Source organism: Peribacillus sp. B65, from assembly GCF_058513295.1.
Map to the genome: position 1 here is coordinate 5,267,784 of NZ_CP195840.1, position 13,078 is coordinate 5,280,861.

A 13,078-nucleotide genomic window follows, 5' to 3' on the forward strand; every position below is an offset into this window, starting at 1 on the left:
TAAAGTTCTTGGTTGATTTTGATTAATCATAATCGTTTATGGTATCAAACACCGCATTCTAAGGTGAAAAACTAAAGCATTATCCCCTTTTGTTCAAAAAGAAGGGATTTTTACTATCACTGAATTAAGATATTCCCTACATATTGGGCAGTACCTCTTGAACTTGTGAATACAACTTCTAAAACATCCCCCCCTTTGTTATTGGGGATTTGAAATTCCCTATTTTCATGCAATTCGAGTTCAATTCGTTGTTCATCTTTCAGTAGGGCAACTGTTATTTTTGGGTCTGTCCAAATATCTCCACCATTTCTTACGTTCTCTTGAAAATCTAAGGAAACTTTTTCGTTAGCAGTAACCTTCATTTTTTCTTGTGATAATCCGAATTCTTGAATATCATCTATTTTTTGATCTACATCTCCACTTGATGAACTCCAACTGACATTTCCTTCTGCTAATTGCACAGATGTAGCAAGGTCTTCTGAATATAAATGAGCAGTTGGAACACCAACATCATAATCTTCTCCTATACATCCTGTTAATATAAAAATTAAAAACATTCCTATAAATAATCTAAAAAAGCCTTTCATTTCATACCCCCTATTTTTCACCCTTTCTAATTTCAATCCAATTATACATCAATAATCCATATTATCCCATTTTCGCTGTTTGTCATTTTTTTACTTAATCAACTAAACTGCCCCGATAGTTCCATAAGAAAAAGCTGCCTTAAAGACAGCTCCGTTCTTCAGCTAAAGCACCCGTTACTTTTAATAAGGGTAAAAGTATTACTAATAATTTTTCTTCCATGAAATAAGATAAGTAACAACTTGTGTTAACGGCAATAACAAAAATATAACAATAGGATAGTATGGATATGTTTCAGAGATAAACGGATAAAAAAGCAGTAAACTTGTTATTATCGGAAATGCATGTATCATGCTAATATATGATGCTCTACAAGCTTGACTAGTAATTTGCTTTTCTCGTTCATCACTTTCCTTAAACTCATCAGGTAGTAGCAATGCTTTTGCCCAATATTTCTTTTTCTTCTTACTTTTAGTAATAAATGATACTATTACTCCTAAACAAACAAAAGCTAATATTGGGGTTAAATTTAATTCAAACATAGTAGTTTGTTTAGAATCCTTAAAAAATTCCGAGATATCAATTGATGCATAATAAAATGCTATCATCCCCCATCCAAACAATATCAACAAAATAACGGAAATAAACACATTACGAAAAACGCTCATTTTTCATCCTCCTCTAAAAAGAAAATCTCTTCAATTGGCAAAGTAAATGTATGTGCAATATTCATAGCTAGTAAAAGTGAGGGTATATAGCTTCCCTTTTCTAAAGACACAATCGTTTGTCTTGTGACATTTACAGACTCTGCAAGAACACCTTGTGTCATATTATACTTAGCCCTTAATTCCTTTACTCGGTTCCTTAACACCATAAAATACCACCTTTTATAGTATATGCTACTTATATTGTATAGTTGACTTTACATTTTGTAAAGTTTGTTTTACATTACAAGCGAAAAAATATTGATTACTTTTTCCGTTTAAAAACTTAATCAATAATAAAGATATTCCAATTCCCGTTCTTATATAATTATAATTCTTCACTTTTCTTCTTGCAGTAACCTGCCCCGTTAGTGCCATAAGAAAAGGCTGCCTCAGCAACCTTCCTTATTGAAGTAAAGCACCCGTTAGTTGAGGATGCTAAACTCAATAATTTTCTTTTTTCCAACGTTTATATTCTACAAACTCTAAAAAACCATAAGCCGTTATCATTGATAAAATGGGGACAACATAATACTTCGGAGGTCCAAATATAAAGGTAACAACAATGAAACCTGCAATAAAAAGTGCAGTATTTAAAATATATGTTTTCTTTCGATATTTTAAATAAAGTTTTACCTTATCCATTACTTTTCCTTTCACGCCAAACATATTCACTAATATTTTTTGTTATCTTTCTTGAACTATTCTGTCCCGTTAGTTCCGTAAGAAAAAGGTTGCCGCAGCAACCTATTATGTTCGTCTGTTGGTTCAAGCCGTTTAACTGGAACATGGTGAATAGTGTTTACCTTATTAGGAGGAATATGCGGTCCACCGGCTACATAGCCGGTGGCTTTTTCATTATGTAAAACAATTAGTTTTTTCCAATGCCAAAGACTGTACTTTCATTAAAAATCAAATGACAGTTCAGGCATGAATTGATTCATATGTTTTTGGATTTCGTTATATTTGTCAGACTGATCACTCAAGGTTTTCATTGGAATGATCTCATATGGGCGGTTGACCCAGGTTGGCAGGAATTTTGGATTTTGCAGTTCGATTTTCACATCATCCCCGGTTTGGATTTTCTTTACGCCAATTTGCATAATACCGCCGATGTCTTTGTAATCTCCCTGCTGGCCGGATAAGAAATTCCCAAGCGAATAAGCAACAAATGCCCGTTCGCCGTTTGGTTTTGTAAGCCATGAAACAGGCTGCAAAACGTGTGGGTGGTGGCCAATAATAATATCAGCACCTGCATTAGCTGTCGTTTGAGCAAGCAGCTTTTGTTCATCATTAGGCAACCGTTCATACTCTTTGCCGAAATGCAGACTGACCACAACGACATCTGAAACTTTCTCTGCTTCTTTAACTTCCGTCTGGATTCTCGTGGTATCAATTAAATTCACAAGATGCGGCTTCCCCGCAGGAACAGGAATCCCGTTCGTTCCATACGTATAGCTGAGAAACGAAAAGGTAATATCGTTTCTTTTTAATATTCGAATGATCTTCTGGTCTTCAGACGATTGATAAGCTCCTGTATAAGGCATCCCAATACTGTTCCAGTGGTTAAGCGCATTCAAAATGGCCTTTTCTCCTCGGTCAAGTGTATGGTTATTGGCGATTGTCACGAGATCAACCCCGTTTGCCTTTAGAGCATCTCCCACCTCTACTGGTGAATTAAAGGAAGGATATGAGGAAAGCCCTATTTCTTTCCCGCCAATCATCGTTTCCTGATTAGCCATCGTAATATCCGTTTTCCCCAGATAGGGCTTCACAAATCGGAACATCGGATTAAAGTCATACGAGCCGTTTGACTTGCGGGCGGGTATATACACCCTATCGTGAATTAAAATATCTCCCACAGCGCCTATGGTTGCTGAAGTTACTTTTTGTTTCGGAACAGGTGTATGAGCTTGAGATGAAGCGTTGTCGGGTTTAAGTTTCTTTTTATTTTCTGCCTTTGTTTCCGAGACTTTTGGTTCCTCTTGAAATTGACCTTTTACAAATGGTGCAAGAATCCATAACAAACACATAAATGTAGCTAGAAACACTAGTATTCTTTTCATGGCAATGCTACCTCCTACTATTATAGTAGGGTGTTTTTAGGAAATAACAACAAAAATATCTATTTGATATTTAAAATGAACACATCATTCGTTTGAAACAGAGTACGAAATAAAAAAAGTTAGACATATCATGTGTTGCTATATCAGATGTGCTTGCTATCTCAGATATGCCTCCTGTATCTGAAAGCACATGTCGAACAGCTTTTCAAGAAATCGAAATACCTTGTAAGTTTTGAGTACACTCATAGTAGACTATTAAAAAGTGTTACTTTTGGAGATAATTTGCACTTTTTTGAGTGCTATTTTGCATGTAAAAGAATCAACTGTAGGGATTGGGATTGATCAATAGGTCCTCCTGAACCCCCATATTAGCGTAAATAAAAAGAATCCATTTTGAAAAAGATGATCAAAATGGATTCTTTTCTAGTGATTTAGTATACAGTTTTTATAATATAGTATGATTATTTTTAGTGATCCTTATAGAACTAACGCACCCGTTAGTCTAAGTAGATTTCTTCACAAACTTTTTAGTATTTCAGTTAATACAGGACAGGAATGCTGCCCCGTTAGTTTACCCATTTATGAATTTCCCTAATGAATAAACCAATAAAATTAATAATTGATAAAGAGTAAAGGGGATTAGTGTAAGGAATGGGATGTACTTCATCTTATGTTGTTCTTTCCTTATCACAGCGATAATCGTACATATAATAGAAACACCATACAGGCTCAAACTACTAATTAGTAATATATCACTAAACTTAATTATTTCAATTGCAGCAAATAAAAGTAATGGAGCCATAACTCCAACTATGGCTGACGTAAAACTAAACATATTTTTCTTCATTTCAATTTCCATCCTCAATTCATTTGATAATGGTGGTGGCAGCCACACATCTTGAACTATAGCACAAGTTAGCTTAATAAAATTTTCTCTGTTAATCACTCTTTTTTTCAATAATAGATTTATTTAATCCTACTTGTCTTATTCAACTAACCTGCCCCGTTAGTTCCATAAGAAAAAGCTGCCTTAAAGACAGCTCCGATCTTAAGCTAGTCAAACAAGTACAATAAATGTTAGAGACTAATAAAACCACTCCATACGAGAGAATAAACTATAAATGTGAATGAAATTGTTACCCAAAAAGTATGGATTGCAGTATCCTCTTTATCTCGTTTAATTTTCTTTGCTAATCCTACACTTGCCACAATAAATACTATACATAATATAGGTGTTAAATATATTGCTATGAATAACATTAAAAGTTCCACAATATCCTCCATTTTCATATCTACATTATCTAATTTACATAAGCCCCTACTTCAATAGGATTTCTCATTTAGGCTTTTATTTTTAATCACAACTAACCTGCCCGATAGTTCCATAAAACAAAGATATGCCAAAGCAACTCCCTTATTGCACCTGTTAGGTTAAGGACTACGCTTTTTTATTTTTAATCTCTTCCAACAGAGAAATAATCCTATCATTCTGTTTAATTATTGTTTGATTTTGATTTCTCATTTTTGTGAAGTCAAATAAAAATATTAATAAGATTGCTATTATAAGGAAAGCCATAATTCACCTCTAACCTTTACTTTTCTCTAAATTATACCAGTTCTTATGCAACTAACCTGCCCGATAGTGCCATAAGAAAAAGCTGCCTTAAAGACAGCTCTGATCCAAGGTTGCTGAGGCAACCTTATTTATTTACCCATTAACTTAAGAAGATGTTAAGGTAATAAATTCTTCGGCATCTTTAACGCATAATTCAATTCCTTTTTCCCAAAAGGCTTCTGATGTAATATCTTCCCCTAAATGCTTCATTACTAAATCTTCTGTTGACATACTTCCTGAATCACGAAGCAAGTCTAAATAATCTTTTTCAAATTCTTTTCCTTTTTCCTTTGCCTTTGCATAAATACTTAAAGAAAATAAGTACCCGAATGTATATGGGAAGTTGTAAAATGGAGATTTGGTCATATAATAATGTGATGTCCAAACCCACGAATGGATAGAAGCATTATCAAGAGAACCTTCATACCCTTCATCTATTGCTTCTTGCATTAGTTCATTTAAACGTGATGATGAAACAATACCCTCTTTACGTTCCTCGTAAAATTTCTTTTCAAACAAGAACCTAGAATGTATATTCATGAAATTCATCACACTACGTTTTAATTTTTCATCAAGTAAAAACAATTTTTCTTTAGTGGATTCAGCTTTTTCCATTGCAGCATCTAAGATGATCATTTCGAAAAATGTTGACGCAGTTTCTGCAATACTCAATGGATATTGTTTATTCAATCCATTAACCGGTTTCATCGCATGGTTATGAAATGCATGACCTAATTCATGTGCTAAAGTTAAAACATTGGTAATTGTACCACCATATGTCATAAAAACTCTTGATTCTCCTGAAAGTGGGAACCCCGCACAAAACGCAACAGTCGATTTATTTGGACGATCTTCAGCCTCTATCCAACCTTTATCAAATGCCTGCCGAGAAAAACTTTCTAATTCCGTTCCAAATTGACTAAAATGCTCCAAAATAAATTCCACAGCATCTTCATATTTTATCTTTTGATTACCTTTTGTAACAGGAGCCCAAAAGTTATACGAATGCATTTTTTCATCGCCATTCATTTTTGCTTTTTGATTTAGGTAATTTGTAAAAGGTTTTTTGTATTTACTTATGGCTGTCCACATTGCATTTAGTGTTTCCTCTTTGATGCGATTTTCAATCAAAGGAAATTTTAGTATATTTTCTAATCCTCGTTTTTTGTACACTTGTAATCGGAAACCTGCGATATGATTCAGTATTTTGGCAAATAGTTCTTCTTGCTCGTTCCATTTATCTTCCAAAGCCCTATGAGACTCTTTGCGAACCTCTTCATCAGGGTGTGAACGTAAATTTATCGCTTGACCAACAGATAATTCATTTTTTTCTCCGTCGATTTGAACATTAACTCTAATACTACTAACAAGTGAATTATAAAACTGCCCCCAAGCATGATAACCATCTACCATCAGATCTGAAACTAAACTTTCTTCTTCATCTGAAAGATGCATCTCAGCCTTTTTACGCCATTCATTAAGTATGAACTTATAGTTATTTAAATCCTCAGTATCTAGTATCCCTTCCCACAAACGTTGATTTGTGTTTACAAGTACTTTTTGTACTTTTTTAAAAGCAGACTCAAAACGAGCATTTATAGAAGATGTTTTTCCTCTTAGTGTTGTAGCATTTTGATCCTTTGGGTTTTGTGCAAGAAGACAGGTTATAAAAGAATTGGCTTGTGATAGGTTCATTCGAATGTCTATTATGAATTCAACAATTTCTACAACTTTTAATGATTCATTTAATTCTTTTGGAGTATGAAAAAACTTCAATTTTTCTTCAAATTTAGAAACTTTGATTTCCAAGTGTTTTAAATGTTCACGAAATTGAGATGATTGATTTCCATCCTGAAACACTTCATCCAAGCTCCATACTTGCAGATACTTTCTTTCCTTCACTTGTTTCCCCCCTAAAAATTTAAGACTATAACCCTTTACCGAACGTATATTCTCATCATATCATAATCTGTAATATTATGGGTGTTAATGAACCAACCTGCCCCGATAGTTGCATAAGAAAAAGCTGCCTTAAAGACAGCTCTGATCTTAAGCTAACGCACCTGTTAGTGGAATAAGAAAAATAAGTTTAATGCCAATAAATGTTGTCGTTATTTTTGCAAACAAGATAAATTCCTTTTTTATCCTTTTCCGACAAAGAAATGGCCAACTGTTTTATTTTTAAATAATCCGTTTTATCAACTAAACTTAAATCTGGGGAGTTTCGATAACCACGTTGACCAAGATATTCCGATGTGGTAATGATTGTATAATGGTCTCCTTCGGCTTGTTCTGGGATTTCCTCAAAGCTTTTTATAATCTGTCCATTCTTAATGAATACCATTTTCTCATACAAAGATATAGCTTTATAGCCCATTGGAATTTTCCTATGTACCTCTTTATCCCTAACAAGTTCAGAGTCCGTAAGATATTGTGAATATGAATAAGAGAAGCCATTTGCACTAATAAAATATTTATCATTACATTCAATGTTTAATGGATTATTACCGTTTTCCTTAGGATAATCATAAACAACTGCTGGTAAAGTGTCGCTATAAATAACTTTTGGAGCTCCTACCCATTCACCGACATTCTCATAAACTATAGATGAAAGTTTTTTTATTTGATCTAAAGTCATAGAATTTTCCTTTCTTATTAATGAAATGGACAATTCATTAATCCAATGATTTATACTGGTTAAGATTTTATTATATGCTTCTTTACAATCATATCCTTTTTCTCTATATTCATAATATTTATCCTTTAAATTGGCTTTTACAATATCTAAATCCATATATTTTTCCTCCCAATAGCATACGTAACCACTTCTTCAACTCTTGCACCCTTTACTTTAAGTACAATTCTTCACAAACAACCGGGTTTTTCTTTGTTTTAAGGTCCAAATAACAATCGCGGAAGCATAGTCCATAAGGAGAACAACAACAATAAGATGGTTAGTCCTGCCCAGTAAAAGGAGCTGACACCCTTTCTTTCCATAATATATGAAACTACAAATAAACCTATCATAATAACAGGGAATAAAGGATCTCCCCCATTCGCGATATGATAAACCTGTACTCCAATGATTATAAGTCCTGCTAAGATATTAAGGATATGTGATTTTTTCAAAATCCTCACCCTTTCTAATTTCAATCAAATTATACATTAATACTCCATATTACCCCATCTTCACTGTTTATCATTTTTTTATTCTTCTTCAACTAAATGCACCGATAGTTAATAGTTCCATAAGAAAAAGGCTGCCGCAGCAACCTCCCTTAATGAAGTAAAGCACCCTTTAATTAGACAACAATTAAACTTATCGATTTATATTCTTTGTCATACCAATGGTAAACTTCTCAAATCCAAAAGTTTCATAATATGATTCCAAACTTTCTACACACATAAGTTGAGGAATTACTCGATTTTGCTCACAATGTTCAATTATTCGATTCAACATTTCTTTGCCGACTCCTTTGGACTGGTAGCTCGGTAGTACACACACTCCACATACCACTCCAGTAATCACACCATCTGAAATAACACGTCCCATACCCACTAACTGTTGTTCATCAAAAGCATAAATTGCATACCAACTTTGAGTGCACATTTGATTCAAATCATTAACTGTTAATTTAAGTGAATTCCATCCTAAAGATTCATATAAGGTTAGTAATTGCTTGAAATTTTCAGGGGGTTCTATTGTATAATGTATAGGTTTTTCCATATGAGCACCTCCCTGGATTTTTGTATCTTTACAGCTTATTCTCAACACATAATTTGTATGATTTTCACATATTTTCTTCCGCAAACCTGCCCCTTTAGCTCCATAAGAAAAAGAACTGCTAAGACAACTCTCTAATGGAAGTAAAGCACCCGTTAGCCATCCATGAAGCGTAAAAATCAGCGCTTCACCACAGAGAATGAAAATGGTCCAGAACGGTCAATACTGATTCTACGGCTGGGAGAGGAAGGTCGATGAACTATGGTGCGTTAGAGCCCATCCGTTAGTCTGACTCCAACGACCAAGGTGCACCACTGACTGTCGCTCCCTTACGGGAAGCACACATGGTAGATTAATCCTATTCTGTTTTTTGCACCAGCCTCCAATTATATTGAGAACCGTAGAAAGGATGTTTTCAATGGAAGTAGTCATTGAAAGAGCGTGTGGTATGGATGTTCATAAGGACAATATTACTGCATGTATTATGACACCAGAAGGAAAGGAGATTCAAACGTTTTCAATGAAACCTTTTTAGGGAAAATCTAGTATATAGATTAGGGAAATGTTTTTTGAATAGGAGGATCAGGTAATGAACTAATAGTTTGATTCTAAAGGTCTTATTAAACTAAACTGCCCCTTTAGTGCCATAAGAAAAGAGCTACCTTAAAGACAGCTCTGAACTTCAGCTAACGCACCCGTTAGTTCATTAAGAATATCTTAAATAAATCCGTATAGACCCAAAACAACACACATTAATCCTCCGAAAATAAATAAAGCTTTAAGAAACCAATAATTAAATGTTAAAGGTAAGGGCGTTATATATTTGATGTGTTCAAAAAATTTTCTATTATCAAACCGATAACGAGTCATATAAATCAAACCAGTCCAGGTTGCGATAATACCAAATATAGTTACAAATATAGACCCAAAAAAGTCTTTGTCCACTCTATTAATCCCACCTAAATTAATTAATTTCCTCTCTTTTAAACGATTCCAAAATGAAGAATCACCTGTTAGATTAATAAGTTACAACAAATTACTGTATAAATACCATAAGAGCCACAACTAAAAATGGAGAAAAAACAAGTAAAAATACTATTACTCCTGTCTTCCAAATATTTTTTATTTGAAGTAATTCCTTCTTAGCCTTTTCCTTATTTTTAAGCGACCATATAATAATTCCGACCCAATAAATTGCTGAAAATATATAGCTTGAAGTATCCATAAAATCACCTCTTATAAAAAATTCCGTAAACACTGTTTAACAATCATTCTTTCACAAATCTGCCCCAATAGTTGCTAAGAAAAAGCTGCCTTAAGACAGCTCTGATCTTCAGCTAAAACGCACCCGTTATTTCTATAAAATATTGTATTTAATTAGATTTTTACTACTTTATCTTCATCCCATATACGTTCCAAGATCACTTCATTATTAATACAGTTTATTTGAAAAACGTCAGGATTACTAAGGTTTTTCCAACACTCGAAATCAAAGTCACAATTATAATTCTTTAAAAGTAAGGATATTATATTTCCATGACTGACGATTACTGTGTTTTCAGTCCCACTTTTGAAGACTTCTTCTACAACATTTACGATTCGATTCATTGCTTCTTGACTTGACTCTCCTCCTTCAAATTTTAATTCCATATCATTAAATGTTGCTTTTAGTTTTTCATACCAATCAGGTAAGTCCGTTGTGCTTAGTGTCCGTTCTGAGAGGCGTTCATCAATCTCTATTTTAATATTTGTTTTCTCACTTAATGGTATTTATATTGGAGGAGAGAATTATGGCCAGTTTCAGAAAACGTGGAGATAACTGGGAATATCGAATAAAATACAAAGACCCCTTCACTCAATCCAAAAAGGAGAAAATGAAGGGTGGATTTAAAACCAAGAAAGAAGCCGAAGCCCAATTGGCTGCAAGAGAAATGGAGATACATTTAGATGAAGGGCTAGAACAGAAACCTATCCTACCAAAAACCTTTCTAAACGGCTTCATGAATATAAGAAAGGGTCAGTTCGTAAAAACACCTTTGAACTTCATGAGTTAAATATCCGTAACCATATCCTTCCGCATTTTAAGAATATATTATTAAGCGATATTAAGCCTGTTATGTATCAAAAGTTTCTAAATAACATACATGTAGCGGGTTATAGTCGTAGAACGGTAGAGATTATTCACAGTACGATGTCAAACGCTATGAGTAAAGCCGTTACAATAGGAAAAATACAGAAAACCCTTGTATAGGAGTGACTATCAAAGGGAAACCAAAAGAAAAAGGAATTAAATATTTGGAAAGCCATCAGATCCCCCTCTTCCTACTTACCGCACATCAATATGGCTACAATCATTGGATATTTTTCCGTCTACTTATCGAAACAGGAATGCGAAAAGGCGAAGCTGCTGCATTGCAATGGACCGATATTGATTTTAAAGAACAGACCATTTCTATTACAAAAACTCTAGATTTTACAGCTAAATACAAACAAGAACTGTTCGGTGATCCAAAAACATTTAACTCCAAGCGGGTTATTTCCATTAGCCAGACACTCACTCAAGTACTTCAACATCACCTACGGCATCAAAACCATCATAAACTAGCCTTGAATGATTTATATCACCATGATCTAAATCTAGTTCTTTGCAGGGATGATGGCAGCTTCATGCCAAAGTCTACCTTATTTAACGCATTCAGTCGTATCTTAAAAAGGGCTGAGTTGCCTTCTCTTCCCATCCATTCCCTCCGTCATACACATGCAGTGCTCCAGCTAGAAGCTGGAGCAGATATGAAATATGTTCAGAAAAGATTAGGTCATGGCAGAGTTGCGATAACTTCTGATGTATACGCACATATAAGCAAAAAACTCGAAAAGAAAAACTTAGACAAGTTTGAGGAATACACCAAGGGACTAATCGATTAAATTTTTTTGCTGAATTTGGTGGGCAAATGGTGGGCAAATATCCACATTTAAATAACTTAGATTTGCCCACCAAATAAAAAAACCCCTGACACCAGAGGTGCCAAGGGTTTGAGATATTAATACATTGACATATATTGTTCGCGTTCCCATGGGTGAACTTGAGTACGGAACATATCCCACTCGATTTCTTTTGCTTCAACGAAGTGTTCAAGTAAATGTTCACCTAATGCTTCTTTGATGACTTCATCAGATTTTAATGTTTCCAATGCAGCATATAAAGTAGCTGGTAGATCAACGATACCTACTTCTTCACGTTCTTCTTTATTCATAACATAGATGTTGCGGTCAACTGGAGCTGGGGGAGTCAAGTCGTTCTTGATACCGTCAAGACCAGCTTTTAGTAGAACTGCAAGTGCCAAATATGGGTTTGCTGCTGGATCGACACTACGTACCTCTACGCGAGTACTCACTCCGCGTGATGCTGGGATACGGATTAATGGGCTACGGTTTTTAGCGGACCATGCAACATAACAAGGAGCTTCGTAACCAGGAACTAGACGTTTGTATGAGTTAACAGTTGGGTTTGTTACCGCAGTGAAGCTTGGAGCATGCTTAATGATACCTGCGATAAATTGCTCAGCTGTTTTGCTTAATTCCAATTTACCTTCTTTATCATAAAATGCGTTTTCGTTGCCTTTGAATAAAGAAACGTTACAGTGCATACCAGATCCGTTAACACCGAACAATGGTTTTGGCATGAATGTCGCGTGTAAACCATGTTTGCGGGCAATCGTCTTAACAACCAATTTAAATGTTTGGATGTTATCACAAGCTGAGATTGCATCTGCATATTTAAAGTCAATTTCATGTTGTCCTGGAGCTACTTCATGGTGGGATGCTTCGATTTCAAATCCCATTTCTTCAAGCTCAAGAACGATATCACGACGGCAGTTTTCTCCTAGGTCAGTAGGTGCAAGGTCAAAGTATCCGCCTTTATCGTTCAATTCCAGCGTCGGCTCGCCTGCTGCATCCAGTTTAAATAGGAAGAATTCAGGTTCAGGTCCAAGATTGAAATCTGTGAAGCCCATTTCTCTTGCTTCTGCAAGAACACGTTTTAGGTTAGCACGTGGATCTCCATCAAAAGGTGTTCCATCCGTATTGTAAATATCACAGATCAAACGTGCCACTTTACCTTTTTCGGAAGTCCAAGGGAAGATAACCCATGTGTTTAAATCAGGATATAGGTACATATCAGACTCTTCGATACGAACGAAGCCTTCAATGGAAGATCCGTCAAACATCATTTTATTATCAAGTGCTTTTTCTAATTGACTGACTGGGATTTCAACGTTTTTAATTGTCCCTAAAATGTCAGTAAACTGTAAACGGATGTACTTAACATTTTCTTCTTTCGCTAAACGAGTGATGTCTTCACGTGTGAACTTTGCCAATTTCTATT

The 13,078-nt window shown here is 34.8% G+C and carries 12 protein-coding genes and 1 pseudogene; 1 reads left to right on the forward strand and 12 read right to left on the reverse strand.

Annotation, left to right across the window (positions count from 1 at the left end; genetic code table 11):
• Positions 1-116: 116 nt before the first annotated feature.
• The 11 genes from ACSR9O_RS25840 to ACSR9O_RS25890 form a co-directional block, all read right to left on the reverse strand.
• Positions 117-587 carry a hypothetical protein gene (locus ACSR9O_RS25840; RefSeq protein WP_061461637.1) on the reverse strand — a complete coding sequence of 157 codons (471 nt, stop codon included), beginning with the start codon at positions 585-587 and terminating at the stop codon, positions 117-119.
• A 201-nt stretch (positions 588-788) separates the two neighbouring features.
• On the reverse strand, positions 789-1,253 hold the full coding sequence (locus ACSR9O_RS25845) for a hypothetical protein (RefSeq protein ID WP_101226122.1): 465 nt from the start codon (positions 1,251-1,253) through the stop codon (positions 789-791).
• Positions 1,250-1,459 carry a helix-turn-helix transcriptional regulator gene (locus ACSR9O_RS25850; protein ID WP_101226121.1) on the reverse strand — a complete coding sequence of 70 codons (210 nt, stop codon included), beginning with the start codon at positions 1,457-1,459 and terminating at the stop codon, positions 1,250-1,252. The genes ACSR9O_RS25845 and ACSR9O_RS25850 overlap by 4 nt, the downstream gene beginning before the upstream one ends.
• Before the next feature lie 274 nt (positions 1,460-1,733).
• Positions 1,734-1,934 (reverse strand): hypothetical protein, encoded by a 201-nt coding sequence (locus tag ACSR9O_RS25855; protein ID WP_230178258.1) that lies wholly within the window; start codon positions 1,932-1,934, stop codon positions 1,734-1,736.
• Positions 1,935-2,194: 260 nt separating this feature from the next.
• A complete protein-coding gene (locus tag ACSR9O_RS25860) occupies positions 2,195-3,355 on the reverse strand; it encodes a CapA family protein (protein WP_101226119.1) in 1,161 nt (386 codons plus the stop codon).
• A 571-nt stretch (positions 3,356-3,926) separates the two neighbouring features.
• Complete coding sequence (locus ACSR9O_RS25865) at positions 3,927-4,301, reverse strand: hypothetical protein (RefSeq protein WP_260357152.1); 375 nt, start codon at positions 4,299-4,301, stop codon at positions 3,927-3,929.
• A gap of 774 nt (positions 4,302-5,075) precedes the next feature.
• Positions 5,076-6,872 (reverse strand): M3 family oligoendopeptidase, encoded by a 1,797-nt coding sequence (locus ACSR9O_RS25870; RefSeq protein WP_101226116.1) that lies wholly within the window; start codon positions 6,870-6,872, stop codon positions 5,076-5,078.
• Positions 6,873-7,059: 187 nt separating this feature from the next.
• Complete coding sequence (locus ACSR9O_RS25875; protein ID WP_230178253.1) at positions 7,060-7,764, reverse strand: hypothetical protein; 705 nt, start codon at positions 7,762-7,764, stop codon at positions 7,060-7,062.
• Between the two features lie 525 nt (positions 7,765-8,289).
• Positions 8,290-8,697 (reverse strand): GNAT family N-acetyltransferase, encoded by a 408-nt coding sequence (locus ACSR9O_RS25880; protein WP_491725325.1) that lies wholly within the window; start codon positions 8,695-8,697, stop codon positions 8,290-8,292.
• 1,033 nt (positions 8,698-9,730) lie between these two features.
• Entirely contained in the window at positions 9,731-9,919 is a 189-nt protein-coding gene (locus ACSR9O_RS25885; protein WP_230178248.1) for a hypothetical protein, read from the reverse strand.
• Between the two features lie 152 nt (positions 9,920-10,071).
• On the reverse strand, positions 10,072-10,464 hold the full coding sequence (locus ACSR9O_RS25890; protein ID WP_491725512.1) for a histidine phosphatase family protein: 393 nt from the start codon (positions 10,462-10,464) through the stop codon (positions 10,072-10,074).
• A 20-nt stretch (positions 10,465-10,484) separates the two neighbouring features.
• Between ACSR9O_RS25890 and ACSR9O_RS25895 the strand changes: the two are divergent.
• Positions 10,485-11,619: pseudogene (locus ACSR9O_RS25895) on the forward strand (site-specific integrase).
• A gap of 116 nt (positions 11,620-11,735) precedes the next feature.
• On the opposite strand, the gene glnA reads toward ACSR9O_RS25895, so the two are convergent.
• The gene (gene glnA, locus ACSR9O_RS25900; RefSeq protein ID WP_034313424.1) at positions 11,736-13,070 is read right to left on the reverse strand and encodes a type I glutamate--ammonia ligase; all 1,335 of its coding nucleotides are present in this window, start codon (positions 13,068-13,070) and stop codon (positions 11,736-11,738) included.
• Positions 13,071-13,078: the final 8 nt, after the last annotated feature.